Source organism: Claveliimonas bilis (assembly GCF_030296775.1).
In the GTDB taxonomy this organism is placed as follows: Bacteria; Bacillota; Clostridia; order Lachnospirales; family Lachnospiraceae; genus Claveliimonas; species Claveliimonas bilis.
The window spans coordinates 2,481,727-2,508,441 of sequence record NZ_AP027742.1; the positions used below are offsets into that span (position 1 = coordinate 2,481,727).

The 26,715-nt window shown below is 47.1% G+C and carries 22 protein-coding genes; all 22 read right to left on the reverse strand.

What is annotated here, in order from left to right; translation table 11 throughout:
- Nucleotides 1–35 precede the first annotated feature (35 nt).
- Entirely contained in the window at nucleotides 36–3,575 is a 3,540-nt protein-coding gene (gene nifJ, locus R2J37_RS12045; protein WP_316265230.1) for a pyruvate:ferredoxin (flavodoxin) oxidoreductase, read from the reverse strand.
- 151 nt (nucleotides 3,576–3,726) lie between these two features.
- Nucleotides 3,727–4,593, reverse strand: coding sequence for a prolipoprotein diacylglyceryl transferase (gene lgt, locus R2J37_RS12050; protein WP_256194604.1), 867 nt, complete (start codon nucleotides 4,591–4,593; stop codon nucleotides 3,727–3,729).
- A gap of 17 nt (nucleotides 4,594–4,610) precedes the next feature.
- Nucleotides 4,611–5,711, reverse strand: coding sequence for a redox-regulated ATPase YchF (gene ychF, locus R2J37_RS12055; RefSeq protein WP_316265233.1), 1,101 nt, complete (start codon nucleotides 5,709–5,711; stop codon nucleotides 4,611–4,613).
- Nucleotides 5,712–5,930: 219 nt separating this feature from the next.
- Nucleotides 5,931–6,245, reverse strand: a complete 315-nt coding sequence (locus tag R2J37_RS12060) for a type II toxin-antitoxin system RelE/ParE family toxin (RefSeq protein WP_316265235.1) — start codon at nucleotides 6,243–6,245, stop codon at nucleotides 5,931–5,933.
- Nucleotides 6,235–6,534, reverse strand: a complete 300-nt coding sequence (locus tag R2J37_RS12065) for a type II toxin-antitoxin system RelB/DinJ family antitoxin (RefSeq protein WP_230105450.1) — start codon at nucleotides 6,532–6,534, stop codon at nucleotides 6,235–6,237. The genes R2J37_RS12060 and R2J37_RS12065 overlap by 11 nt, the downstream gene beginning before the upstream one ends.
- Nucleotides 6,535–6,891: 357 nt before the next feature.
- Nucleotides 6,892–7,551, reverse strand: coding sequence for a thiamine diphosphokinase (locus R2J37_RS12070; RefSeq protein ID WP_230105449.1), 660 nt, complete (start codon nucleotides 7,549–7,551; stop codon nucleotides 6,892–6,894).
- The gene (gene rpe, locus R2J37_RS12075) at nucleotides 7,544–8,206 is read right to left on the reverse strand and encodes a ribulose-phosphate 3-epimerase (protein WP_316265238.1); all 663 of its coding nucleotides are present in this window, start codon (nucleotides 8,204–8,206) and stop codon (nucleotides 7,544–7,546) included. The genes R2J37_RS12070 and rpe overlap by 8 nt, the downstream gene beginning before the upstream one ends.
- A gap of 4 nt (nucleotides 8,207–8,210) precedes the next feature.
- Entirely contained in the window at nucleotides 8,211–9,095 is an 885-nt protein-coding gene (gene rsgA, locus R2J37_RS12080; RefSeq protein ID WP_230105447.1) for a ribosome small subunit-dependent GTPase A, read from the reverse strand.
- 3 nt (nucleotides 9,096–9,098) lie between these two features.
- A complete protein-coding gene (pknB, locus tag R2J37_RS12085; protein ID WP_316265241.1) occupies nucleotides 9,099–11,129 on the reverse strand; it encodes a Stk1 family PASTA domain-containing Ser/Thr kinase in 2,031 nt (676 codons plus the stop codon).
- The gene (locus tag R2J37_RS12090; RefSeq protein WP_230105445.1) at nucleotides 11,123–11,866 is read right to left on the reverse strand and encodes a Stp1/IreP family PP2C-type Ser/Thr phosphatase; all 744 of its coding nucleotides are present in this window, start codon (nucleotides 11,864–11,866) and stop codon (nucleotides 11,123–11,125) included. The genes pknB and R2J37_RS12090 overlap by 7 nt, the downstream gene beginning before the upstream one ends.
- Entirely contained in the window at nucleotides 11,844–12,914 is a 1,071-nt protein-coding gene (gene rlmN, locus R2J37_RS12095) for a dual-specificity RNA methyltransferase RlmN (RefSeq protein ID WP_230105444.1), read from the reverse strand. Before rlmN ends, R2J37_RS12090 begins: the two co-directional genes overlap by 23 nt.
- A 2-nt stretch (nucleotides 12,915–12,916) precedes the next feature.
- The gene (rsmB, locus tag R2J37_RS12100) at nucleotides 12,917–14,233 is read right to left on the reverse strand and encodes a 16S rRNA (cytosine(967)-C(5))-methyltransferase RsmB (RefSeq protein WP_316265244.1); all 1,317 of its coding nucleotides are present in this window, start codon (nucleotides 14,231–14,233) and stop codon (nucleotides 12,917–12,919) included.
- Between the two features lie 24 nt (nucleotides 14,234–14,257).
- Entirely contained in the window at nucleotides 14,258–14,962 is a 705-nt protein-coding gene (locus tag R2J37_RS12105) for a zinc metallopeptidase (protein WP_256194575.1), read from the reverse strand.
- Nucleotides 14,963–15,432: 470 nt separating this feature from the next.
- Entirely contained in the window at nucleotides 15,433–16,362 is a 930-nt protein-coding gene (gene fmt, locus R2J37_RS12110; protein WP_316265246.1) for a methionyl-tRNA formyltransferase, read from the reverse strand.
- The gene (gene def / locus R2J37_RS12115; protein ID WP_316265248.1) at nucleotides 16,363–16,836 is read right to left on the reverse strand and encodes a peptide deformylase; all 474 of its coding nucleotides are present in this window, start codon (nucleotides 16,834–16,836) and stop codon (nucleotides 16,363–16,365) included.
- A 144-nt stretch (nucleotides 16,837–16,980) separates the two neighbouring features.
- On the reverse strand, nucleotides 16,981–19,209 hold the full coding sequence (priA, locus tag R2J37_RS12120) for a replication restart helicase PriA (RefSeq protein WP_230105439.1): 2,229 nt from the start codon (nucleotides 19,207–19,209) through the stop codon (nucleotides 16,981–16,983).
- 38 nt (nucleotides 19,210–19,247) lie between these two features.
- A complete protein-coding gene (locus tag R2J37_RS12125) occupies nucleotides 19,248–20,792 on the reverse strand; it encodes a UDP-N-acetylmuramoyl-L-alanyl-D-glutamate--2,6-diaminopimelate ligase (RefSeq protein ID WP_316265250.1) in 1,545 nt (514 codons plus the stop codon).
- Between the two features lie 275 nt (nucleotides 20,793–21,067).
- Nucleotides 21,068–22,591 (reverse strand): Mur ligase family protein, encoded by a 1,524-nt coding sequence (locus tag R2J37_RS12130; RefSeq protein WP_316265252.1) that lies wholly within the window; start codon nucleotides 22,589–22,591, stop codon nucleotides 21,068–21,070.
- 27 nt (nucleotides 22,592–22,618) lie between these two features.
- A complete protein-coding gene (gene cuyB / locus R2J37_RS12135) occupies nucleotides 22,619–23,335 on the reverse strand; it encodes a cysteate racemase (RefSeq protein WP_316265254.1) in 717 nt (238 codons plus the stop codon).
- 11 nt (nucleotides 23,336–23,346) lie between these two features.
- Nucleotides 23,347–24,558: a carboxylate--amine ligase gene (locus R2J37_RS12140; protein ID WP_230105436.1), complete on the reverse strand. Its 1,212-nt coding sequence runs from the start codon at nucleotides 24,556–24,558 to the stop codon at nucleotides 23,347–23,349.
- 111 nt (nucleotides 24,559–24,669) lie between these two features.
- Nucleotides 24,670–25,266, reverse strand: a complete 597-nt coding sequence (locus R2J37_RS12145; protein ID WP_316265256.1) for a UbiX family flavin prenyltransferase — start codon at nucleotides 25,264–25,266, stop codon at nucleotides 24,670–24,672.
- Nucleotides 25,241–26,710, reverse strand: a complete 1,470-nt coding sequence (locus R2J37_RS12150; protein WP_316265258.1) for a UbiD family decarboxylase — start codon at nucleotides 26,708–26,710, stop codon at nucleotides 25,241–25,243. The genes R2J37_RS12145 and R2J37_RS12150 overlap by 26 nt, the downstream gene beginning before the upstream one ends.
- Nucleotides 26,711–26,715: the final 5 nt, after the last annotated feature.

Genomic DNA, 26,715 nt, shown 5'->3' on the forward strand with positions numbered 1-26,715 from the left:
CGCATAAAATGCAGCGTCCGCTTTGCGTTTTTCTTTTATTCTTCTGTTCCGTACAGAGTAACAAGCTTTTTCAGATATGCATATCTTTCTTTTGCTTCTTCCTCGTTCTTTGCAAACATTACTTTTGCCTTCTCCGGATTGGATCTTACAAGTGAATTGTAACGAACTTCTCCGTTCAGGAAGTCCTGATATCCTTCCAGTTTTGGCTCTTTGCTGTCCAGAGTGAATTTCGCTCCCTCTGCAGCCGGGTTGAAGCGGAAGTTGTTCCAGTATCCGCATTCTACAGCCAGCTGTTCCTCTGTCTGAGCCTTGCTCATACCTTTCTTGATACCATGGTTGATACATGGAGCATAAGCAATGATCAGTGACGGTCCCGGATATGCCTCTGCCTCTGCGATTGCTTTTACAGTCTGGTTGTAATCAGCACCCATAGCAATCTGTGCAACGTATACGTATCCGTAGCTCATTGCGATACCTGCAAGGTCTTTCTTCTTAGTATCTTTTCCGCCTGCTGCAAACTGTGCAACTGCACCTGTCTTTGTAGCCTTGGAGGACTGTCCGCCTGTGTTGGAGTAAACTTCTGTATCGAATACCATGATGTTGATATCCTTGCCGCTTGCAAGAACATGGTCAACACCACCGAATCCGATATCATAAGCCCATCCGTCTCCACCGAAGATCCACTGTGATTTCTTAGCAAGGAAGTCTTTGTTGTTTACGATATCTTTGCATACTTCACAGTCGCATCCTTCCAGCGCTTTTACAAGGTTGTCTGTTGCTGTTCCGTTTGTAGCGCCGCAGGAGAATGTATCAAGCCATTCTTTACATGCAGCTTTCACTTCATCAGAAGCTTTATCAGATTCCATTACAGACTCTACTTTAGTCTTAAGACCTGCTCTGATCGTGTTCTGTGCCAGCAGCATACCATAACCGAACTCTGCATTGTCTTCGAACAGGGAGTTGTCCCAAGCCGGTCCTTTTCCTTCCGGTGTTACGGTGTAAGGTGTGGACGGTGAGGAGTTACCCCAGATAGAAGAACATCCTGTTGCGTTTGCAATGTACATTCTGTCACCGAACAGCTGTGTGATCAGTTTTGCATATGGTGTCTCACCACATCCTGCACAAGCTCCGGAGAACTCAAGCAGAGGCTGTTTGAACTGAGAACCTTTTACTGTATTTTCTTTGAATTTTGCTACTACTTCCGGTTTTACAGGAATTTCTCTTCCGAAATCGAATCCTTCCTGACATCCTGCATTTTCTTCCATGTTGCCCATAACAAGAGCTTTCTCGCCCTTCTTGCCCGGGCAGACATTTGCACAGGAACCACATCCTGTACAGTCATAAGCTGATACAGTGATAGCGAACTTCATTCCAGGCATACCGATCATATCAATTGTCTGGAATCCTTCCGGTGCATTTGCGGCTTCTTCCTCTGTCAGAGCTACCGGACGGATAACTGCATGAGGACAAACATATGCACAGCGGTTACACTGGATACAGTTCTCTGACTGCCAAACCGGGATATCTACTGCGATACCACGTTTCTCGTAAGCAGATGTACCGGACGGTGTAGATCCGTCTACATAATCTTTAAATGCAGATACAGGCAGTGTATTTCCTTCCTGTGCATTTACTTTTGCCTGAATATTTTTAACAAAATCTACAACTTCTGTTCTTCCGCCCTTTACTTCCGGTGTAAACAGACCTTCATCAGCACAGTCTTTCCAGCTTTCCGGAACAGTTACTTCATGAACCTGTTTTGCACCTGCATCGATGGCATCATAGTTCATCTGTACGATCTTGTCACCTTTTCTTCCGTAAGTAGCTTTTGCAGCAGCCTTCATCAGGTCAATTGCTTCCTCTTCCGGAATGATAGCCGCCAGTTTGAAGAATGCTGACTGAAGGACTGTATTGATACGTCCGCCAAGTCCGATCTCCTTACCGATCTTGATACCGTCGATTGTGTAGAATTTAATGTTGTGGTTTGCGATAAATGCCTTTACCTGTCCCGGAAGGTGTTTCTCCAGTCCTTCCATATCCCATGGACAGTTCAGAAGGAATGTTCCTCCGTCAACCAGTTCCTGTACCATATTATATTTATTGATATAGGATGGGTTGTGGCATGCAACAAAGTTTGCTTTCTTGATCAGATATGTGGATTTGATCGGCTTTTTACCGAAACGAAGGTGAGACATTGTCACACCACCGGACTTCTTGGAGTCATAATCGAAGTAAGCCTGTGCATACATATCTGTGTTGTCACCGATGATCTTGATGGAGTTCTTGTTTGCTCCTACTGTACCGTCAGCTCCAAGTCCCCAGAATTTACAGTTGATCGTTCCTTCCGGAGTTGTAACAAGCTGCTCGCCCTCTTCCAGGGAAAGTCCTGTCACATCATCCACGATACCGATAGTGAATTTCTCTTTTTCTGTGTTGCCAAATACAGCAACGATCTGTGCAGGTGTTGTATCTTTGGAACCTAATCCGTAGCGTCCGGAAAGAACCGGAACAGCGTCAAATTTTGTTCCCTTCAGAGCTGCTACAACGTCCAGCCACAGTGGCTCTCCAAGAGCACCCGGCTCTTTTGTTCTGTCTAATACAGAAATTGTCTTAACTGTGTCAGGAATTGCATCGATCAGTGCCTGTGCGCTGAATGGTCTGTACAGACGTACTTTTACAAGACCAACCTTCTGTCCTGCTGCCAGCAGATAGTCAACTGTCTCCTCGATGGTATCACATACAGATCCCATAGCGATGATAACCTTCTCTGCATCTGCTGCTCCATAGTAGTTGAACAGTTTGTAATCTGTGCCGATCTTAGCATTTACCTTGTCCATGTATTCCTGAACGATAGCCGGCATAGCTGCATAGTACGGGTTGCTTGCTTCTCTTGCCTGGAAGAAGATATCCGGGTTCTGTGCGGAACCTCTCTGGCATGGATGATTCGGATTCAGAGCATGTTTTCTGAATGCGTCAATTGCGTCCATATCTACCAGATCTTTCAGATCTTCATAATCCCATGTCTCAATCTTCTGAATTTCGTGAGATGTACGGAAACCGTCAAAGAAATTGATGAACGGAATACGTCCCTTGATTGCAGAGCAGTGTGCGACCGGTGTCAGGTCCATAACTTCCTGTACACTTGATTCACACAGCATTGCACATCCGGTCTGACGACAGGCATATACGTCTGAGTGATCTCCGAAAATAGAAAGTGCATGGCTTGCAAGAGCACGTGCAGATACGTTGAACACACCTGGAAGCTGCTCACCTGCAATTTTGTAAAGGTTCGGGATCATAAGGAGCAGACCCTGGGAAGCTGTGTATGTTGTAGTCAGGGCACCTGCTGCCAGTGATCCGTGAACAGCACCTGCTGCACCAGCCTCTGACTGCATTTCAGTCACCTGTACTTCCTGTCCAAAGATGTTCTTTCTTCCCTGTGTTGCCCATTCATCTGTAGCTTCTGCCATGACAGATGACGGGGTAATCGGGTAAATTGCGGCAACATCTGTATATGCGTATGACGCATGAGCTGCTGCATGATTACCATCCATGGTCTTCATTTTTCTTGCCATTTTTTGTTCCTCCTTAGATTTTGAAAAATAATAATTTATTTTTTCACATATATTTATATTATAGCCTGTGCAATTTTAAAAGTCCAGATTTTACTCTGTTTTCTTTTGTTTCTTTTTCGGTACAAAAAGGAAAAACGGAATCCTTCCGCATTTATAAGGATTCCGTTTCTTTCTTTTTTCTTCTTCCGCATATGATCCAGATTACTGACACGATCACCAGCGTTCCCGCCAACACCTGTGACACCGGAATTTCCGTTCCCGGAATCCAGAGCTGATCTGTCCGAAGCCCTTCGATCCAGAACCGCCCCAGGCCGTATCCTCCCAGATACAACAGGAAAATTTCTCCGTTAAATTTCTTATGTGTCCGGTACAAAAGCAAAAGCACAAGAACTCCCAGACACCACAAAGACTCATAGAGGAAAGTGGGATGTACCTGGATATAGGATACGCCGTCTATGACTTCTATGTGATCCCGGATCTTCTCTGTCAGATCTGAAGTGCGCACTGCATCCAAAGGAAGCCTCATCGCCAACACGCTGTCTGTATATTCCCCAAAAGCTTCTCTGTTAAAAAAGTTCCCCCATCTTCCAATCATCTGCCCGGTCACAAGACCAAAGACTGCCGTATCAAGAAGCAGGGCAACCGGCTGTTTTTTCACCCTGGCCACCACAAACACAGTAATGACTGCCGCAATGACTCCGCCGTAAATCGCAAGACCTCCATGGCGGGTATTAAAAATCTCCAACAGATTATCTTTGTACATATCCCAGGCGAACACAACATAATAAATGCGGGCGCCGATGATCCCGAATATAATTCCGAACATAGCCAGATCCAGATAATCCTCCTGCTTCTGGCCGGTCCTTTTTGCTTCCATCAACGCCATGGCGATACCGGCCAGCATTCCGATCCCGATCGTGATTCCGTAATAAGCAATATCAAAGCCGAAAACTGTCACTGTCTTTCCTACATTTTCCAGGTGGATGCCCAGATTAGGAAAGTCAATTGATGTATGCATAAGCTGCCTCATCCTTTCTATACGTTAAACCTAAACAGCATGATATCGCCATCCTGTACCACGTAATCTTTTCCTTCCAGCCGTACAAGTCCCTTTTCCTTTGCAGCATTATGGGATCCGCATGCAATAAGATCGTCATAAGCGACCACCTCTGCCCGGATAAAGCCCCTCTCAAAATCCGTGTGGATCTTGCCGGCAGCCTGCGGTGCCTTTGTTCCTCTCTTGATGGTCCATGCTCTTACCTCTGGCTCTCCTGCTGTCAGGTAACTGATCAGTCCAAGCAGATGATAACTTGCCTTGATCAATTTCTCAAGTCCGGACTCGGATAGTCCCAGATCTTCCAGGAACATTTTCTTTTCTTCCTCTTCCAGTTCCGCAATCTCCTGTTCAATCTGAGCGCATACAACAAATACTTCAAAACCTTCTTCCGCCGCATACTCCCTTACTGCCTGTACGCCTGCATTGGAAGCGCCGTCATCCGCCAGATCATCCTCAGTTACATTGGCAGCAAAGATAACCGGCTTATAAGTGAGAAGATTATAGCTCTCCAGCCATTCCTGCTCTTCTTCATCTTCTGCTCCGTCAAAACTCTTTGCCAGTTTTCCATCTTCCAGATGAGCCTTGATCTCCTCCAGCAGTTTCAGCTCTTTGGCCGCTGTCTTATCATTTCTTGCAACCTTGGTTGTCTTCGCGATCCTCCGCTCCAGAATTTCCAGATCAGAGAAGATCAGTTCCAGATTGATCGTCTCAATATCTCTCATGGGATCAATGCTTCCGTCCACATGGACAATATTGCTGTCTTCAAAACAGCGCACTACATGGACAATCGCATCCACTTCCCGGATATTTGCCAGGAACTGATTGCCAAGCCCTTCTCCCTTGGAAGCTCCTTTTACCAGCCCTGCAATATCCACAAATTCGATTGCAGCCGGTATGATCTTTTTCGTATGATACATTTCTCCAAGGACATTTAATCTTTCATCCGGAACTGTTACCACGCCCACATTGGGGTCAATGGTACAGAAGGGATAGTTTGCAGATTCCGCACCCGCCTTTGTCAGCGAATTAAAAAGTGTACTCTTACCTACGTTGGGCAGTCCTACAATACCTAATTTCATTTTATCTTTTACCTATCCGAAAGCCCCTGCTTTCTAAGGCTTTCTGCCTTTCGTTAAATTTATTCTGCGCTACCTTTACGCCGTTTCTCTAAACTCCACCGCGCAGTTCATAAAAGGAGTCCAGCGTGACTATAGAGTATAGCACAAAATCGGGCTTTTTTCAATCACCGGTCCGGGCGAATCACCAATTAGGACAAATAGCCACAAAAAATATTCCCATCAGCATAAAACTTTTTCATAATCCTGAAGCTCATGAAAGATATTATCAACAATTGCCCTGTTGCCCCCTATATGATACAGCATAAAATACTTGTGAGACATGAAACTAATCCTTTTATACCCTGCTTTCTTTAGTCTTGGATTCTCGCAATATTTCAAGCTTCCAGCCACCTGTTCTAACGTGCGGATTGTACGCTCAAAGTCATCAAGCACGTTCTTTGCCGCCTGTTCATTTCCTTTTTCAAAAAGCAAGTATTGGATAAACCTATCCAAATCTTCTTCTGCACTTTTTGTAACAACAACGTTATAATCCATATTTCCCTTTCATTTCCGCGATCAAAGAATCTGCACTTCTATATTCACCCCGATTTGCCTGTCTCATGGAATATTCCAGCTTTTGCATTAACTCATTTTCACTTAACGGAGCATATAGGTTCACAGAAGACTGGTTCAATTTGATCTCAAATGGAAAGCCATTGTTCATCACAGACTGTGTTAAAAACATTCTGATTGCAGAAGTTGTATCCGTTCCCAATTTTTTAAACAATTCATCAGCTTTATTTTTCAACTCGTCATCTACCCTGACTTGTATTGTACTTGACATCTCTTTGCCTCCTCCCATTTTCGCAATTGATACCCTCTCTTTGCAAGACATATACAATTGATAAAGAAAGAGTAAGTATTTTGTTATATAATTATAGTATTAACTCAATGTCAATACAATACTTTTGCATTGATTTGACATGGTTTTTATATAGTTTTAGGCAATACACAAGCTAGAAAGACAACACGCCGTTTATAATACCATCTTTTCAATGGCTGCCCGGTAAATTTGGGCGCATTTCATACATGCTGCCTCTGTGCAGGCATTTTCCCATTCAAGAGAACGCGGCAGACACTCTTTCCCACGAAAAAAGACAGTACAGTTCTCAAAACTGCACTGTCTGCATCACAATTCTTTTTACTCTTTATCCCGCGTTTCCATCAAGATAACGACTCCACTGGAAAAGTCGATGACTACTTCGTCATCTTCTATTTGGTTGCTGACACACAGGCTGTCATAAGGAGTCAGTGTATGATCCGCCAGCGGATATTTTGCTCCTTTGATATTCAGCTCATAGACCGTGCCTCCAAGAGGGAACACAGAAAAATAATTTCCAAACGCCTCTTCCTTCTTAAGATGGGTTTCTCCCCCTATCAGACGGATCCGGTTCATAGGATCCAGGATCACAGCCTCAATCCCTGCCTTAAACGGAATCATCAGGGTCTGGATATTGGCCCACAGATGATCTACCCGATTGCCGGTAGCTCCCAGGATCAGCATACCGTCGCAGCCCAGTGTCATTGCAAGGCGGATTGCTATTTCCGTATCGGACGCATCTTTGACCGGATTAAATTCCCGTACGGGAACATGAGTTTCATTCTTATAATAGTCCACGATTTCCTGTGACAGACTATCAAAATCTCCTACAATATAGCTGGGTACGATTTTATGTCTGTATAAAAATTCCACGCCTTTGTCTACACCTATAATGCACGGCGCATCCTCTTCCCGGATTGTCTGCAAGACCAGTTCCTCATAAAGAGTTCCGCCGCTGATGATTACTGCTTTCTTATTCATAACTTTTCAATATCTCCATAAACTCTCTGGTGTTTTCTGCTGCATTTCCCTTAAAGACAGCAGAACCTGCCACAATGATATTTGCCCCTGCGTCAAGAACTTCTTTTACATTTGTCAAATAAATCCCTCCATCTACCTGGATATCAATCTTTCGTTTCTGATCTTTTGCCATTTTCCGGATTGCCTGAATTTTCTCCAGCGTATCAGGAATAAATTTTTGTCCGCCAAATCCCGGATGCACCGACATTACAAGGATCATGTCCACTTTTTCCAAATAGGGTTCTACTTCCTCTGCCGGAGTTTCCGGGCAGATGGAAAGGCCGACTTTCATTCCCGCCTCATGTATGGCATCCAGCGTTGCTTTTACATCCTTGCAGGCTTCCAAATGTACCGTGAGCAGATCTGCCCCGGCCTTTTTAAACTCTTCTATGTACCGGATTGGTTCTTCGATCATCAGGTGCACGTCCATAAACTGCCCTGTTGCTCCCTGTATGGATGCAAGAACAGGCATTCCAAACGAAATACTTGGCACAAACATGCCGTCCATCACGTCAAAATGTAAATACTCCGCGCCGTTTTCTTCTGTCACTTTCATTTCCTCCCCCAATCTGGTAAAGTCTGCTGCCAGAATGGAGGGCGCCAGTATATATGCCATAATATCAGTACCTCCTCTTTTCCTTCTCTTGTTGCTCCTGATACATCTCCAGATAATCACGATATCTTATTTCATGAATCTTCCCCTGGTCCACTGCCTCTTTCACCGCGCATCCCGGCTCATGCACATGATCGCAGCCATGAAATCTGCATTGGTCATTGTAAGGAGTAAATTCCGGGAAATAATATTTCAGCTCTTCCTTCTCAAAATCATTGACATAGAGGGAACTGAAACCGGGTGTATCCATAATATAAGAATCCTCGTTTAATGTAATCAGCTCAGAATGTCTGGTGGTATGACGTCCCCTCTCTATCTTCCTGCTGATCTCTCCGGTTTCCATCTTTACCCCGCTTTGCAGAAGATTGATAAGAGAGGACTTTCCGACTCCCGATGGTCCTGCAACCACAGTTGTACTGCCCTGAAGCACATCCTTCACCTCTTCAATATTCTGCTTTTTAAGAGCGCTTGTAAAAATCACGCGGCATCCGCAGTTCTCATAAATCTCCTTCAGCTCTGTAATCCGGGACTCTCCGGCAATATCCTCTTTGTTAAAGCAAAGCACAGTGCGGATTCCTTTTGCCTCCATCATAACAAGAAAACGGTCCAGCAGATTGAAATGCGGGTCCGGCTTTGCGGCGGCAAAGACAACAAGAGCCTGATCCACATTGGCAACTGCCGGCCGGATCAGCTCATTTTTCCGCGGAAGGATCTTTACAAGATTTCCTTCCATATCCTTATCATCCAGAATTTCTATCTCTACATTATCGCCTACCAGAGGTTTTTTATTCTCCTTCCTAAATATCCCTCTGGCCCTGCACTCGTAAATACCGAATCCTACTACATGAACGTAGTAGAATCCGGCAATTCCTTTCACTATTTTCCCCTGCATATTTTATTGTTCCTCACCCGTGGTGTCATCGCCGTCATCAGGAGTCTCCGTACTTCCTCCGGCAGGCCCGCGGCTTACAACAATCGTCACCGTTGTCCCTTTGGAAACGCTGGATCCAACTCCCGGTGAGCAGCGGATCACATAGCCGGCCGGAACGGTGTCGCTGTTCTCATACTGGCTTACGGGACTTAGCCCCGCATTGCTGATCATCTGGCGGGCGTTTGCTTCTGTAACGTTGCTCGTCACATCCGGCACGCTTACCTTCTCTTCCGGTTTCTTTCCGAGACTGACCACAATAGTCACCCCTGTTCCGGAATCCACCTTTGTCCCGGCTGACGGATTCTGCGAGATTACGTTTCCTGTTGAAACACTGTCACTGTACTCGGTATCCACTGTCACATTCAATCCTTCGGCAGACAGAGTACTCTTGGCAGTATTTTCATCCTTTCCTCTTACATCGGGAACGGTAATCTTCTCTTCTCCCTTGCTTACCTGAATGGTAACGGTAGAACCTTTGGCGGCTTTCGTGCCCCCTTCCGGATCTGTCGACACTACAGTTCCCTGAGTATTGCTGCTGTACACTGCTTCCGATTCCACCACAAATCCGGCATCCTGCAATGTCTTCTGAGCCGTTGCCTCATCCTGGCCTACAACATTGGGCACATCCACCTCTTCCTCTGCAAGACCGGTACTGATATCCAGTGTGATCTGAGTATTTTTGTCCACCTTTTCTCCGTCTTCCGGGTCCTGTGCCATAACATAGCCCTTCTCGTACTTCGTGGACTCTTCCTGTTTGCCGATCTTGTAACCTAACCCGGCCTTGTTCAGCATTTCCTTGGCTTCATCCTGTGTTTTCCCCACCACGTTAGGCACTTTGACCTGGTCAGATTCCTGTTCTTCTGTGGCGCTGGACGGTCCGAAACGGAACAGTCCGGCCGCACGGCCGACTACCAGCGCCAGCACAAGGATAATGATCACGGCTACAACAATGGTCATGATCTTTATAACTTTATTCATCCGGGGATTTACTTCATCGCTGTCATGTTCCTCTCCGTCATCGTCATCCCCGTATTCATCATCATCCTGATCTCCGTACTCGTCATATTCATCATCATCGTCTTCGTCATAGGCACTGCGGATATCATCCAGCTCATCTTCCGTGATGATCACCGTATCTGCATTTCCTATGGGAACAATATGGACAAAATCTCCGTCGGGATCTACCAGAGAATGCTTCAGATCCTGGATCAGCTCTCCGATCTCTCCATACCGGCGCTCTGCATTCTTCTGAGTACATTTCAAAATGATCTGTTCCAGACTGTAAGGAATGTCGGGAACCAGCTCGGAGGGCGGCGTGATCTCCTCCTGCAGATGTTTCATAGCCACCTCTACCGTGGATTCACCGTTAAAGGGCACTTCTCCTGTCACCATCTCATACAAAGTGATACCAACAGAGTAAATATCGCTCTTCTCATCGCTGTATCCTCCCCTGGCCTGTTCCGGAGATGTATAGTGTACAGATCCCATGGCCACCGTACTTACCGTCGTGGATGTAACCATCCGCGCAATGCCGAAATCTGTCACTTTTACTTTTCCATCATTGGAAATAATAATGTTCTGCGGCTTGATATCCCTGTGTATAATATGATGCTTATGCGCTTCTTCAATGCCCATACACATCTGGATCCCGATGCTGATCACTTCTTTCGGGGAAAGCCTGCTCTTTTTGTCAATGTAATCCTTCAGCGTAATGCCTTCCACAAGCTCCATGACAATATAGTAAAGACCTCTGTCCTCCCCTACATCATAAACATTTACAATATTGGGATTGAGAAGTCCTGCCGCTGCCTGTGCCTCGGACCGGAATTTCCTGACAAATGTTTCATCTTCCCGAAATTCTTTTTTCAGTACTTTGATCGCGACATAGCGATTCAGCATATGGTCCTTGCCCTTATACACATCCGCCATGCCGCCGGCTCCAATTTTCTCTAATATCTCATATCTTTTCCCTAAAAATATTCCATCCTTTACCATATATCCACCTCGTCCGCAATGGGCTCTGCCATCACTACCCCTATATTATCTCTTCCGCCGGCCTCATTTGCCTTATCAATCAGCATATGCACAGCCTCTATGATATCCCTGGATCCTTTTACGATTCCAAACATATCCTCATCCTCTACCATATTACTTAGGCCGTCAGTACACATCAGTATTTTATCTCCCCTTCTGATGCGAAATTCATAGAAATCTGCTTCTGCCTCGTCTTTCACACCCATCGCTCTTGTGATAATATTTTTATCCGGGTGATTTCTGGCCTCTTCCGCTTTGATTCCTCCCAGCCTTACCATCTCTTCCACCAGGGAATGATCTTTCGACAACTGCCTGATATTATCGCTGATGAGATACAGACGGCTGTCCCCTATATTTGCAAAATAAAGTGTATTCCCGATCACAGTAGCGGCAACCAGCGTGGTTCCCATTCCTTCCAGCTTAACGTCCTGGGAAGCCGCCTCAATAAGCTTGTGGTTTGCGGTCTCAATCGCCGCGCGGAAGATTTCTTCCGGCTTGCCGGCCTCGCTTTCTTTCAATTCTTTTTTCAGCGTTTCTACAGTGAATTTTGACGCAAAATCTCCTGCCTTGTGTCCGCCCATTCCATCTGCGACCACAAGGAGATTGGGAAACGGCCCTACCGGCCTGTCTGTCGCATATACATAGTCTTGATTTACTTCCCTTCTTCTTCCCACATCAGTTAACGCGTATATCTTCATCTGCTTCTCCTTTTTCCGCTGCCGCGTAACGCCTTCTCAGCTGTCCGCAGGCTCCATCAATATCGGAACCTCTTTCCCTTCTTATAGTAACATTTATTCCGTTTTTTTCAAGTTTATTTTGGAATTTCAGGGCATTTTGCCTGCTGGGTCTCCTGTACTGCCTCTCCTTGATGGGATTGACCGGAATCAGGTTGATATGGCAGTTTTTGTGCTTTAACAGACCGATCAATTCCTGTGCGTCCTCATCCGTATCATTAACCCCGCTTACAAGACTGTATTCAAACGTCACTCTTCGGCCTGTTTTTTCAAAATATTCATCGCAGGCTGCAAGGACGTCTTTTAACTCGTACTTATTTGCTACCGGCATGAGTTTCTTTCTTTTCTCCTGGGTGGACCCGTGAAGAGAAAGGGCAAGCGTGATCTGCAGACCCTCCCCGGCAAGCCTTTTTATACCGGGCACAATACCGCAGGTGGATGCGGTAATATTTCTCTGACTGATATGTAATCCCTTATCACTGCTGATCATACGGATAAAACGGACAAAATTGTCATAGTTATCCAGCGGCTCTCCTGTTCCCATCACCACAATATTCGACACTCTCTCCTGAGTAATCTTCTGGATCTGATAAATCTGCCTTAACATTTCCGATGTTGTCAGGTTCCTTTTGAGCCCGCCTATCGTAGAAGCGCAAAAGCGGCAGCCCATCCGGCAGCCTGCCTGTGATGAAATACACACAGAATTTCCATAACTGTATTTCATCAGTACACTCTCCACCATATTGCCGTCATCCAGCTCAAACAAAAATTTCTCCGTTGGATCTACGCTGGAAATCTGCCGCTCCAGCATTTTCACCTTTGCAATTTCATATTCCTCTGACAGCCTTTTGCGCAGAGCTGCCGGAAGATTTGTCATCTCGTCAAAACTGTCCGCCAGCTTCACATGCAGCCACTGGTAAATCTGTTTCGCCCGGAAACTTTTTTCCTGCAGGTTTTCCACTTCTTCCTGCAGTTCTTCATATGTATAGGAACAAATATCTTTCTTCTCCATCTTTACTCCAAATCCGCCTTTTTCCTCTCAAACTCCGCTATATAAAATCCGTCGCCTGCCTCTTGTTCCGGCAGCATCTGCTGCTGCTTTACTAAATGAAATTCCGGAAACTTATCTGCAAACCAGGCGGCGTTTTCCTCATTTTCTTCCCGGTCTATGGTGCAGGTACTATAGATCAGCCGGCCTCCCGGCTTTACATACCTGCGGACAACAGACAGTATGTCTCTTTGCAGCTTGGCAAGTTCCTTCTGCATCTGTTCTGTCATCTTATATTTCAGGTCGCTTTTCTTTGCCAGCACTCCAAGTCCGGAGCAGGGAAGGTCAGCAATAACGATATCTGCCTTTTCCAGGGAAGTTTCATTCAGTTCCAGGGCATCCTGCTGAACAGCCACTACATTGGAAAGCCCCAGGCGTTCTATGTTGTCCCGGATGAGATTTACTTTGTATTCTGTCAGATCGCGGGCCTCCACTGTACCGGTTCCCTTCATTTTATCCGCCAGATGGACTGACTTTCCTCCCGGAGCTGCGCAGACATCAATAATATAATCTCCCTCTTTGGGATCCGCCCATTCTCCCACCATCATGGAGCTGATGTCCTGCACCTGAAAGCAGCCTTCCCGGAATGTTTCCAGGGCATCCAGATAATCATATCCGGAAATTAAAAAGGCTCCGGGGATCTCTCCATATTCCTTTACTGTCACGCCTTCTTCTTCCAGTCTGCTCTTCAGCTCCTTAGGAGTAATCTTGGAGCAGCTGCAGCGGATCGAAGTGGGCCGTTCTGTAAGAAACGCCTTCAGGATCTGTTCTGTTTTTTCTTCTCCGTACTCTTTTCTCCACTTTCTTACGATCCATTCCGGCATGGAATAGATGGCAGACAGCCATTGAACCGGCTCCTCCTCTTTGGAGGGATACTCAATATGATCCAGATTTCTGCTTATATTTCGAAGAAGGCCGTTGACAAACCCTTTCAGATTGATAAAGCCTTTCTTTGCCGCCAGTTTTACCGCCTCATTGCAGACAGCAGAAGCAGGAACACTGTCCATATACTTTAACTGATAGACACCGCTCCTTATAATTTCCCGGATGACCGGCTTCATTTTATTGATCTTAACACTGGAAAACTGATTGATGATCCTGTCGATTTCAATCCTTCTCTCCAGTGTTCCTTCTACAGTACGCGTCAGAAACGCCCTGTCTTTTTTGTCCAGGTACTGGTATTTCCCCAGCACCTGTCCAAGTGCAATATGGCTGTATTCGCCGTCCCTGTTGATCAGAAGCAGCGTTTCCAGCACAAGTTCTCTTATATTTACGGATGCCATATGCTCCCCCTCTTTTTCTCTTCCTTAATCTCTTCTTCTGCCTGTCAGCAGTACAATACGCAAAAGCTGCAGGATAGCTGCCGCTGCTCCGGCCACATAAGTCAGCGCCGCTGCGCTCAGCACTTTTTTCGTATCTTTCACTTCTTCCGGATACATGATCCCGGAACTTCCCAGTATGCGGATCGCTCTGTTAGACGCATTAAATTCCACCGGCAGCGTCACGATCTGGAACAGAACCGCCAGAGAAAAGGCCAGAACTCCCAGGTTCAGAAACATAACAGAAGATTCTCCTGTAAAGAGAAGCCCCAGCAAAATCAAAGGCCATGCCAGCGTGCTTCCCAGATTCGCCACCGGCACCAGAGAACCTCTGATCTTCAAAGGTACATATCCCTGCGCATGCTGAATGGCATGACCGCATTCATGCGCCGCCACACCAACCGCCGCAATAGAATTGGATCCGTATGTCGCATCAGACAGACGGAGCACCTTGGTTCTCGGATCATAGTGATCGGTCAGATTCCCGGCTACCCGTTCCACCCGGACATCATAAATACCTGCCCGGCGAAGCACTTCCTCTGCAGCCTCCCTGCCGGTCATACCGGAATGACTGCGCACCCTCGCGTACTTCTGAAACGTAGAGCGCATTTTCGCAGAAGCCAAAAGACAAATAATGACTCCCACGATCACAAGCATATATGTCGGATCAAAATAAAACATTGGATAATACATAGTTATCAGCCTCCTATTGGAGTATTATATACGAAAAACAGGCTGTCAGCCTGTTTTTCACATAAATTTAATATTTTTTAATAACTATTCAGCCATGCGCTTGGCGGGAATAAGCCTCCGACACAAGCTTGCTTGTAGAGGAGGAATATTCTCGGCAAGCATACGGCGTTTAGCCGTAAGCGAGGATTTAGCTGCGCAAGCAGCGGTAAAGCAGCGTATGCTGCGAATCCGAGCTGCATGGCGGAATTGCTGCTCCCTGTCGCACCACCACGTTTAGCCGTAAGCGAGGATTTAGCTGCGCAAGCAGCGGTAAAGCAGCGTATGCTGCGAATCCGAGCTGCATGGCGGAATTGCTGCTCCCTGTCGCACCACCGCGTTTAGCCGTAAGCGAGGATTTAGCTGCGCAAGCAGCGGTAAAGCAGCGTATGCTGCGAATCCGAGCTGCATGGCGAAACTGCTGCTCCCCGCATCTACCCCAGCCTGTATCCTTCTTCCACCTTATAGCCCCGGAGAAATGCACCTGCATCCATCCTTTTCTTTCCCGGGATCTGAAGTTCCTTTATCTTCAGCTGGCCTTCTTTTGTCTGAACTGCAAAGAAATCTTTGCCTACTTCTGTCACTGTCCCGGGCGCTTGATCTGTATTTTCCGGCAACACTTCCGCCTTCCAGATCTTCATGGTCTTTTCGTCCCAGAACGTGTAAGCGCTGGGCCAGGGATTTAATCCCCGGATCAGTCTTTCAATCTGCACTGCTTCACAGGTCCAGTCGATCCTTCCCATTTCTTTATTCAGCATACGGGCATAGGCAGTCGGACTTTCTCCCTGCTTTTCAGGTTTTAGAGTTCCCTCTTCCAGTTTTTGCAGTGTTTCCACACAGAGCGCTGCCCCTGCCGCTGCCAGTTTATCATGGAGACTTCCTCCTGTCTCGTCCGCCTCAAGAGGAATCTCTTTTTTCAAAAGCATATCCCCTGTATCCAGCCCTTCATCCATCTGCATGGTCGTCACTCCGGACACTTTTTCCCCTTCTATAACAGCCCACTGGATCGGCGCTGCTCCGCGGTATTTCGGAAGAAGGGAGGCATGAACATTAATACAGCCGTAAGGAGCCATCTGAAGGATCTTTGCCGGGAGGATCTGTCCAAAAGCGACCACAACCATCACATCAGCCTGATAACGAGCTAATTCTTCCATACATTCCGGTTCCCGGACTTTCATCGGCTGAAACACAGGAATCCCTCTTTTCAGAGCTGCCTCTTTCACCGGCGGATACTGCATTTCCTTTCCTCTTCCCCTGGGTTTATCCGGCTGCGTCACCGCAAGCACGATCTCATGTCCGGCATCTGCCAGCGCTTCCAGCGTTCCTACAGAAAACTCCGGCGTCCCCATAAAGATAACCTTCATTTATTCTTCCTCCTTATATTCGGTATCATGAAGCTCGCCTTCCACCAGATCTACATACATCTTTCCATCCAGATGATCGATCTCATGGCAGAAAGCTCTTGCAAGAAGCCCGTTTCCTTCCAGCTCTATTTCTTTCATATCCTCATCCAGAGCTTTTACCTTCACATAGTCCGGTCTTGTGACAAGTCCGGATTTTCCCGGTACGCTTAAGCAGCCTTCTTCTCCGGTCTGTTCCCCATCTGTCCCCACAATCTGCGGATTAATCAGAACAATCGGTCCTTCTCCCACATCGATCACTACGATCCTTTTTAGAATCCCCACCTGCGGCGCTGCAAGTCCTACCCCCATTGCTTCATACATGGTATCCAGCATGTCATCGATCAGTATTTTTGTCCGAAGTGTCATCTTTGTCACTTCTTTGCATGGTTTGGTCAAAACTTCATCTCCGATTTCTCTTATTTTTCTAATTGCCATATCTGTTTTTCTCCTTTTTTCTATATGTGTTATATCTCCTTTTTTGGAGACTTATTTTTATCCCGTCCCATTTGTCCAGGCAGTCTCTTCACCGAAACTTTCCCGTGCATTCCTGATGAAACTTTTCTGATGAAACATTCCTGCTTAAAACAGATTCATGGGATTAAAGTCAAACTGAATGCGCATATCTTTAAATCCTGTATTGATCTCTATATACTGTTCCAGCTTATCTTTGGCCTTTATCAGCATATCATATTTATCGCTTTTTAGATAGAGTATCCTGCGATAAACATCGTTCACCTTCCCCACATAGGGACTGGCGGGACCGATGACCGCAAGCTGACCTGCCGCCCCGAGACGCTCGGCAAATCCTTTCAGATATTCTGCAGCAAGGATCAGTTTTGTCTCATCCGGCCCTGTCATCAAAATGGCCAGAAGCTCCGCTGCAGGGGGATACCCCATCATCTCCCTGTAACTCATTTCCTCTTCATAAAAAGCGCAGTAATCCTGCCGGGCCGCCGTCTGAATGCTGTAGTGCTCCGGGCTGTATGTCTGGATTACCACTTCTCCTTCTTCCCTGCCTCTGCCGGCTCGTCCCGCCGCCTGGGTAAGGAGCTGAAATGTCCGCTCGCCGGCGCGGTAATCATCGCTGTAAAGAGACATATCTGCCGCCAGGATCCCCACAAGAGTAACACCGGGAAAATCATGACCTTTTACGATCATCTGTGTTCCCACAAGAATATCTGCTCCGCCGTCTGCAAATGCCTCCAGGATCTTTTCGTGCCCATCCTTGTTTCTTGTGGTATCCGCATCCATGCGGAGGATTCTTGCGCCCGGAAATTCCCGGGCTGCCATCTCTTCTATCTGCTGTGTTCCCGCCCGGAAGCCTCCAATGTGAACAGAACCGCAGACCGGACAGGCAGTGACTGCTTTCTCCTCATAGCCGCAGTAATGGCAGACCATTCTGCCGCCCCGGTGTACGGATAAGGACACATCGCAGTGAGGACATTTTACCACATGACCGCAGGAACGGCAGGAAATAAAGCCTGCGTATCCCCTTCGATTAATAAAAAGCATAGTCTGCTGTTTCTTTTCCAGCCGATCCTGTATCAATTCTCTTAACTGATCACTGAAAATAGAACGGTTTCCTTTTTTCAGTTCTTCCCTCATATCAGCAATCCATACGTGAGGGAGATTCCCTTCCCGCACCCTGCTTTTCAGCTCCAGCAGCACATACTCTCCCTTCCGGCAGCGGTAATATGCTTCCAATGATGGCGTAGCGGAGCCAAGGACCACGCTGGCGCCTTCCAGTTTTGCCCGGTAAATCGCTGTCTCCCTTGCATGATACCGGGGAACCTGCTCACTTTTGTAACTTGGCTCGTGCTCCTCATCAATGATGATCAGACCCAGATCAGGGAAAAGGGTAAACAGAGCGGAACGAGGCCCGATCATGACATCGATCTGTCCTGTCCGCGCCAGCTCCATCTGATCATACCGCTCCCCTGCTGACATGCGGGAGTTTAAAATGGAAACTCTTTCACCGAATACTCTCTGAAAACGCATGACCGTCTGATAGGTCAGAGCGATCTCCGGAATAAGGACAATGGCCTGTTTTCCCTTTTCCACTGCTTTCTGGATCATAGCCATATACACTTCCGTCTTTCCGCTTCCCGTGACTCCGTGCACCAGATAAGTTCCGCGCTCTCCCCTGTCATAATCCTCCCGGAAGCGCCGGATTGCCATCTCCTGCTCCTTCGTATAGCAGATCTCTCTCCGACTCTGCTTCCTTGCAGCCACAGGACTTCGGTACACCTGGGATACCTCTGTTTTCAGGATTCCCTGCTCTTCCAGCGCCTTTACAACTGTGGCGCTAAGGTTCAGTTTTTTGATGGCAAAATCATACTCAAGCCGGGGGCTGTCAAGAAGGGCGGCAAGCAGCCTGGCCCTGGCTTTCTGATTTTTTTCCAGATACCAATCCAGCTTCTTTTGGGCCTCCTCCCTGTCAGAGACAAGGAGAAGGGTCCGTTTTTGCCGTATTTTTTCTTTTTTCTTAATAGGAAGCACTGTCTTAAGAGACTGGATCATGGTTCCTCCATATGTCTCTTTCATCCAGGCGGCAAGCGCTACCAGTTTTGCCTCAATTGCCATGCTTTCTTTTGCCACACACAGGATTTCCTTCATTTTTTCCGGATCATACCCCGGCTTCTCTGAAAAGCTGACAACATAACCTTTTGTCTCCTTATTTCCCTTCCCGAAAGGAACGACTACTTCCATCCCGATGCGCAGGTCCTCTTTCAGTTTATCCGGAATCCTGTATTGAAAGATTTTATCCAGTTTTTCATGTGTAATGTCTATGATAATATCTGCGTACATACTGTTCTCCCTTTCCCTCTCTATGAACGCATATGTCCTTATAAAGAGAGGGGATCTTCTGCCATGCATCTGCTGATCAGCTCCCGGTCATCCATGGGGTAACGGATCCCACAGATTTCCTGATAAGTCTCGTGTCCTTTTCCCGCAATTAAAATGATATCTCCGTAATGTCTTGTTTTCAAAGCATAATGGACTGCCTGACGCCGGTCTTGAATTACGGTGTAATCCCCTTTCGTTCTGCGGATTCCTGACACAATATCTGCAATAATATCCTCCGGATTTTCCCAGCGGGGATTATCACTTGTAATGATGGTGTGATCCGCCAGGCGCCCGGCTGTCTCCCCCATCTCATATCTTCTCTCTTTTGATCTTCCTCCTCCGCAGCCAAAGACAACTACCAGTCTTCCGGGAGCATATTTTCTCAGCGTCCCAAGGGCCTCCGAAAGGCTCATGGCATTGTGTGCGTAATCCAGAAAAATGCTGCATCCTTCCGGAGAGGGAATCTGCTCCATCCGTCCCGGAACATAAAGTTCTCTCATAGCTGACGCCACCGTTTCCATGGGAATGCCGTAATCCAGCAAAGCAGCGGAAGCTGCCAGAGCATTCTGTACATTAAACTGTCCCGGAAGCGGAAGGAAGATCTCACCGCTTCGTCCTTCCAAAATAAAACACATGCCCGGCCGGCCGCCGCGCACGCTGCTTTTAGAACCGATTGCCCTGTAATCGGCTCCTTCTTTCATTCCAAATGTAACTTTCCGGCATCCGCACCGATCTGTCACTTCTTCCCATGCCGGATCATCTGCATTTCCCACTCCCGTTTCACACTGAAGAAAGAGCAGATGTTTGCACTGCAGATATTCCTCCATATCTGCATGTTCTCCGGGGCCGATGTGGTCCCGGCCCAAATTGGTAAACACTCCGTATTTAAAAAAAACGCCTGACGTCCGCTGCAGCTTCAGGGCCTGTGAGGAGACTTCCATGACAGCTGTATCACATCCGGCATCTGTCATCTCTTTCAGGAATCGCTGCAGATCGCAGGACTCCGGCGTGGTGTGGATACTGGGAAAACGGCGAAGCCCGGTGTCTGTCTCTATAGTTCCTATAAGTCCCGGACGCCTTCCTGCTTTTCTTAAAATTTCCCGTATCATCCAGGCTGTTGTGGTCTTTCCCTTAGTTCCTGTCACTCCGATAATATCCAGTTTTTCGGCCGGATATCCAAAAGAAGCAGCCGACATTTCAGCCATCACACATCTTGGATCTGCCACCTGAATGACTGTCACATCTTCGGGACACACAACCATCTTTGAAACCACCACAGCAGCCGCTCCCCGCTCTGATGCTTCCCACGCAAAGCGGTGGCCGTCCTGTTCATATCCTTCGATGCATATATAGACATCATCTTTTTGTACTGCCTTTGTATCATTGGTTACGCTTTTTACCTCTCTGTCTGTCGTTCCCTGGATCACCCTGTATCTGACTCGTGCAAGCAAACTGGAAAGCCGCATTTTTATCACCGGCCTGTAGGTCTTTTCTATCATTGTCACACAATCTTTCCGGAGCGTCAACTCTTTTTCGTCCGCCAAATTCCGCGGTCTCTGGAAATGGTTACTACTCGCAGCCACCCCACCTGCATGCGCACTCGTCGCGCTTACGCGCTTCAGTTCCGCCCCTTACGGGGCTAAGACTGCTTATGTGGGTGGGGTGGCTGCTTCACAGTCCTGTTTCAGACCTGACAGCAGGAGCTTTTGTGCGAGCGCAACGCATCTGCTGTCAGGTCTGAAACGGCTGTGAATAGTAACGAAAATGCAAAAAACAACAGGCCAGGAGTGTTTCTCCCCCGCCCGCTGTCTGTTTTGTTTTACTGTCTCTGGTCGTACTCGGCAAGATATTTCTTTACATAATCCACATCAGAAGGACAGTCCACATACTCGCTGCCATACTTCTGTCTCGTCTCTTTTCCCTTTCCAGTAATAAGAAGAAGAGTTTTTCCTTCCGCGCTTTCAATGGCAGAGCGGATCGCTTCTCCCCGGTCCTCGATCATCTCATACGGACAGTTCTGGGCTTCCACATACTGCGCGATATCTTTCGATATATCCTCCACCGGCTCATATCCCGGATCCTCTGCTGTCAGGTATACCTTCCGGGCATACTGTCCGGCTACCGTTCCCAGATCTCTCCTCCGGATATAGGCTTTCTTTCCGGGGCATCCGAAAATAGACACGATCCCGTAATCCGGATATTCTTCCTTCATGGAAGAAAAAAGCTTTTCAAAACTCAGCTTATTGTGAGCATAATCCACAATGGCAATGACATTCTTATCCTTGCTTGCATACAGCTCCATTCTTCCACTGGATCTTGCCCGCTTCAGCCCGCTGTGGATATATTCTCTTGGAATCTGAAGAGCCGATGCCGCCGCGATCACTCCAAGGGCGTTTTCCACATTGAAAAGTCCCGGCATGGTAAGGACAAATTCCTCATCAAAGTCTTTACTCTTTACGGAAAAGGTTGTCTCATGTCCGTCTTTTCTGATGTTGTAGCCGTAATAATCAGCCTCCGGATTCTTCAGGCTGAAAGTCACACACGCTTTCGCTGCTTTGGCTTCCTCCAGTATACGTTCTATATGATCTGCATCCAGGTTCACTACCGCTGTGTCTGTCTGTGCAAACATCAGCATTTTAGATGAGAAATAATCTTCAAAATCCTCATGTTCAATGGGGCTGATATGGTCTTCTGATATATTCAGAAAGATTCCCACATCAAAACGCATGCCATCTACACGGTGATATTTCAGAGCCTGTGAGGATACCTCCATTTCCACATAGGTAATCTGGCTGTCCAGCGCATTTCTCAAATGCTGCTGAAGCTCCATAGCCTCCGGCGTTGTAATATGGGATTCTACTTTTGTCACCCCGTCGTAAATATCAATGGAAGAGATAACGGCACTTTCCTTTTTCCCTTGTGCCTCCATATAATCATCCACGACAGCCTTCATATAATATGCTGATGTAGATTTTCCTTTTGTTCCTCCGATCCCGGTGACAACCAGTTCTTTCCATGGCTCCTGGTAAAAGAAATTTGCCAGAATCGCCATTGCCTTCCGAATGTCTGTTACAAGAATATAGGGAATATCTTTCTCAAGCTCAAAAGCCTTTTCACTGATATAGCATACCGCCCCTTTTTCCACTGCTTCCCGCAGGTAAGCCGGCTTGAAAGCCGCGCCCTTACAGATGAACAGCGTATCTTCCCCCGCTTCTTTAGAATTGTAAGTCAGGATACGGATAACCTGGTCAGAGCTCCCTTCTGTCTTTGTCTCAAAGAGCAGCCCGCTTTTTCTCAGCAGCTCCTGATATTCCCCTATTGTATGATACTGCATTTTTGCCATGATTTATCTCCCTTAGTGTTCGCTTTTCTACTGGTACTGGGCGCCTGATCGTATAATGGATTCTCTCACCAGCACATCCATCGCATCCAGACAGAGTGTGGGAATCTCATGCTTTCCCTTAAAGACAGACAGTTCTGTACAGGCCAGTATGACTGCGTCACATCCCTTTCTCATAAATTCGCTTAATACACGGTCAAATTTGGCGCGGTCCCCTTTTTTTCCGCTTTTGATATCGTCATAAATAAGAGACATCACATCCCTCTGACGCTCAGGAGAGGGTTTTACCGGAGTAATACCAAGCTTCCTGCATTCTTTATGGTAAATCCGGGAATTAATAGTTCCATCCGTCGCCATAATACCGATTCTCTTTACATCAGCTATCTTTTCCACTGCATAAGCCACGCTCTCACGCACCATGTTGATCACCGGAACAGACACCGCTTTTTGGATCTGCTCATAATAATAATGGGACGTATTGCAGGGGATAGCAATATTTGCCGCCCCCAGCTTTTCCAGCGTACGGGCATCCTCTGTCAGAATCTGGATCAGATGGGCGCTGTCGCCGGATATAATGGATTCCGTACGGTCGGGAATGGACGCATGGCTTAAGATCACCATGTTAATATGATCCTGATCCTTTTCCGCCCTGGTGTGAGCAATCACATTTTCATAATAATAACTGGTCGCCTCAGGTCCCATGCCTCCAATTACGCCCAGGATTTTTCTTTCTTTTCTTTCTTCCATAAATTCTTTCCTTATTTGTAATATTTATTAAAATAGGAATACTGTTTCAAATGGGTCTTGAGCATCCGAAGGAAGCGCATCGGACGAAGGTCCCCTCTCATAAAGACCGGATTTACCATCCTGCCTTCTTTTACCAGCTTTTTCATTCTGGCGATCATTGCAGGGTCTTTGATGTGTTTATAAGCCACGCCCTTTGGAACGGTCATCCATAAATGTTCCTCTGTGGCCTCCTCATATGGAAGATCGCGGTGATAAATGTAATCCTCCACAAAATATTTTGCCACATTAAACCCGGAGCCTGTTACATAGTAGTTGCTCCTGCCCTGCCTTGTGTTGATCTCAAAGAAGCGATATGTGCCGTCGCGCATATCATATTTAATATCAAAGTTGGAAAATCCCACATAGTGCAGGTCTTCCAGAAGATTCTTTACTCTTCCCATCAGCTCTTTATTCGGTTCTGTAATAATGACAGCATGGTTTCCAAGGCCGTGAGGAGTATGCTCCTCTAAAAGTACATGGCCTAAGCACATCATCTTTACTTTTCCGTTCCGGTCAGAATAGGAAGTGAGAACTCTCATATATTCATCGTTTCCGGGTATGGTATCCTGGATGATCAGCGCATCGTCATACCCTGCTTCATAGATCTGGCGGATCACATCTTCCATCTCTTTTCTGGAATCCAGCTTATAGATCTTATTCTGCGTCGGAAACGGATGTTCCCAGTAAGCAATACTGTTGGATGGCTTTACAATAACCGGGTAGGAAAATTCACATGGGAAATCAAGCCCCATATCCGGCCTGTAAATGATGGTCTTCGGATAGTCTACTCCATGTTTCTCACAGAGCTGATAGAAACGTTCTTTCTGCTGCAGGCTGTCCATCAGATCAAAGTCAATATAAGGCGCGATCACATTGGAAGCCAGTTCTTTCTTATGTCTGCTGGCCAGCGCCACATAGCTGTCTCCGCAGCCGATCAGCAGGATCTTTTTGTCTTTATGCTCATTTGCAAACCGGTTGATACGCTCAAGGAAATAATCATCCGTATCAATTTTCGGATTTCCCTCGTACACTGTGATCTGGCTGTGATAGCTGGGGCCGGTCTGGTATTTTCCAAATACATAAGATTTCACCTGGTACTGCTCATAAAATGCTCTTGCAACACTGTAGGTATTAATATCTCCTCCCAGAAGAACGGGAATAAACTCTCTTTCTTTGCATTCCATAACTGTCTGAAATTCTCCTTATATACATTTGTTCACACTGTCAGGACAAAAGGAATTTTGTCCCAACTGATTATAACGCTTAGGTACCCCGGCTTGTCAAGTAATGGCCCTTTATTCTTTGGGCACTCCCGTCCAGGGCACAAAATGTTCATAGGAAATTCCAAACTGCAGAAGGATTTTTCCTATAATATGGTGGATCTGATCCTCCAGTGTGCGGGGATTATTATAAAATGTCAGGACCGGGGGCACGATGACGCACCCCAGATCCGACGCTTTCTTCAGGTTTTCTATATGGATTTTTCCAAAAGGCATCTCCCTTGGAACAAGAACAACCTTCCGTCCTTCTTTCAGGCAGACGTCAGCAGCCCTTATAAGGAGATTCTCCGCATACCCCACTGAGATGCCTGCCAGTGTTTTCATACTGCAGGGCAGGATCACCATGCCGTCCGTGACAAAGGAACCGCTGGATACAGCTGCAACCAGATCCTTTTCATCATAAATGAAATCCGCAAGCTCTGTCAGCTCTTCTAAAGGCACACTGCTTTCCAGATCCCATGTCACCTTTGCACCTTCACTCAAAATCAGATGTATTTCACAGTTTCCCATATCCTTAAGCGCCCGCACCAGATAATAGCTCATCTCCACTCCTGTGGCGCCGGATACTCCTACGATCATTCTCATATCAGAACCCATATTCTTTCCATTCATCCATCACTTTTTTCTGCAGTTCTTCCGGATATCCGCGGAAGGACGCCTCCACCGGTCTTGTCTCCTCTGGCCAGCTGTGGAACGGCGTCAGACAGTTATAGATCACTCTCGTGGAAACGGCGTCCGCCTTCTCCTTAGCACTTAAATATGCCACCAGCGGGAAAATATACTGATTCGGGATCGTCACCCGGGTATCCGGATGGTGACGGGTGGCAATGGCCCATACAAGCTGTGACAGATTGCTGGGATCAACATCGTCATCCACAACAATTACCTTTGGAACATAGGAGCCTCCTTTGGATGCAAATACCGCCTTTCCAATATCCTCTGCCAGTTTCTGGTCATCTTTTGTATCCCGGTTTTTATCTACGCTGACAACAAACCAGTGTGCCGCCGACTCCATCGGAATGAAGCATTCCCGGATTGGGAAATCCTGTTTGGACAGCACATTCTGAATGCTTGCCGCGATACTGATCCCCCAGTTTGTATGATTTTCCTCTGTGGGTACGCCTGCCACACAAAGGGGCATGATGGGATCATCACGGTATGTCATTGCTGTCACTTTAAAACATGGAACCTCTTTTCCCCGTCCGGTCCAGACATATCCGCCGTACTCTCCCATGGGGCCTTCCGGAACCAGCTCATCCAGGGACGCAAATCCTTCAATGACAATCTCTGTAGAGGCCGGCACAAGAAGGTCGTTTGTCTCACATTTCACCACGTCAACCGGCTCGCCGTACCAGCCGCCCATCATCTCTCCTTCGCTCATTCCGGAAGGAAGAGGATAGCCTGCGATCATGGCAATGGCAGGATCTACGCCAAGACAGAGAGCGAAAGGCATTTCCTCTCCGATTTCTTTCCACTGAGCATAAATTTTTCCGAAATCCTGTGTCGGGATCACAACGCCTGCTATCGTCTGTGGGCCGTCCAGCATTGCACGGGAAATCGCCCAGTTTACCCAGGAGCCGTCCGGCGTTCTTGCAACGAAAATACCGTATGTATTAATATAGCGACCTCCGTCCCCATAATGGATCCAGGGGATCGGAAGCCTGGTAAGGTCAATCTCTTCCCCAAATAATTTATTCTGCTTACAGGGGCCGTCCTCCACTGTGCGGGGCGGGATCGGAGTTACATCCGGAACTTTTGACCATTCCTCCACAAGTTTTGGCGCCGGTGTATCTACAGGCAGCCCAAGAGAGAGGGCCACTCTTTTAAATGGATGTTCTTTATCCGGGCTTAACCCAACAGGCGCCCCAAGCACCCGGAAACCTTTCTGACATCCTTTTACATTCTCGAACAGCGGAGCCGGAGCCGGAAGATCATAGGCTCTTCTTGTAATTGCCCCCATTTCCAGATTCCAGTCTACTTCCTTTGAAATCTTTACGATTTCACCGCTTTCCTCCAGCTTTTCCACATACTCGCGAAAACTTTTGATCGGTTTCATTTTTC

Excerpts from the sequence above, each read along its gene's own strand:
- R2J37_RS12145 (WP_316265256.1), bottom strand. The coding sequence starts at position 25,266 with ATGAATGGAAAGAATATGGGTTCTGATATGAGAATGATCGTAGGAGTA.
- rsgA (WP_230105447.1), bottom strand. The coding sequence starts at position 9,095 with ATGCAGGGGAAAATAGTGAAAGGAATTGCCGGATTCTACTACGTTCAT.
- R2J37_RS12070 (WP_230105449.1), bottom strand. The coding sequence starts at position 7,551 with ATGAATAAGAAAGCAGTAATCATCAGCGGCGGAACTCTTTATGAGGAA.
- rpe (WP_316265238.1), bottom strand. The coding sequence starts at position 8,206 with ATGGCATATATACTGGCGCCCTCCATTCTGGCAGCAGACTTTACCAGA.
- def (WP_316265248.1), bottom strand. The coding sequence starts at position 16,836 with ATGGCAATTAGAAAAATAAGAGAAATCGGAGATGAAGTTTTGACCAAA.
- cuyB (WP_316265254.1), bottom strand. The coding sequence starts at position 23,335 with ATGGAAGAAAGAAAAGAAAGAAAAATCCTGGGCGTAATTGGAGGCATG.
- R2J37_RS12150 (WP_316265258.1), bottom strand. The coding sequence starts at position 26,710 with ATGAAACCGATCAAAAGTTTTCGCGAGTATGTGGAAAAGCTGGAGGAA.
- R2J37_RS12140 (WP_230105436.1), bottom strand. The coding sequence starts at position 24,558 with ATGGAATGCAAAGAAAGAGAGTTTATTCCCGTTCTTCTGGGAGGAGAT.
- rsmB (WP_316265244.1), bottom strand. The coding sequence starts at position 14,233 with ATGGCATCCGTAAATATAAGAGAACTTGTGCTGGAAACGCTGCTTCTG.
- ychF (WP_316265233.1), bottom strand. The coding sequence starts at position 5,711 with ATGAAATTAGGTATTGTAGGACTGCCCAACGTAGGTAAGAGTACACTT.
- fmt (WP_316265246.1), bottom strand. The coding sequence starts at position 16,362 with ATGAAGGTTATCTTTATGGGGACGCCGGAGTTTTCTGTAGGAACGCTG.
- pknB (WP_316265241.1), bottom strand. The coding sequence starts at position 11,129 with ATGGTAAAGGATGGAATATTTTTAGGGAAAAGATATGAGATATTAGAG.
- R2J37_RS12090 (WP_230105445.1), bottom strand. The coding sequence starts at position 11,866 with ATGAAGATATACGCGTTAACTGATGTGGGAAGAAGAAGGGAAGTAAAT.
- R2J37_RS12130 (WP_316265252.1), bottom strand. The coding sequence starts at position 22,591 with ATGGCAAAAATGCAGTATCATACAATAGGGGAATATCAGGAGCTGCTG.
- nifJ (WP_316265230.1), bottom strand. The coding sequence starts at position 3,575 with ATGGCAAGAAAAATGAAGACCATGGATGGTAATCATGCAGCAGCTCAT.
- lgt (WP_256194604.1), bottom strand. The coding sequence starts at position 4,593 with ATGCATACATCAATTGACTTTCCTAATCTGGGCATCCACCTGGAAAAT.
- priA (WP_230105439.1), bottom strand. The coding sequence starts at position 19,209 with ATGTACGCAGATATTATCATAGACATTACACATGAAAAACTGGATAAA.
- rlmN (WP_230105444.1), bottom strand. The coding sequence starts at position 12,914 with ATGGAGAAGAAAGATATTTGTTCCTATACATATGAAGAACTGCAGGAA.
- R2J37_RS12105 (WP_256194575.1), bottom strand. The coding sequence starts at position 14,962 with ATGTATTATCCAATGTTTTATTTTGATCCGACATATATGCTTGTGATC.
- R2J37_RS12065 (WP_230105450.1), bottom strand. The coding sequence starts at position 6,534 with ATGTCAAGTACAATACAAGTCAGGGTAGATGACGAGTTGAAAAATAAA.
- R2J37_RS12060 (WP_316265235.1), bottom strand. The coding sequence starts at position 6,245 with ATGGATTATAACGTTGTTGTTACAAAAAGTGCAGAAGAAGATTTGGAT.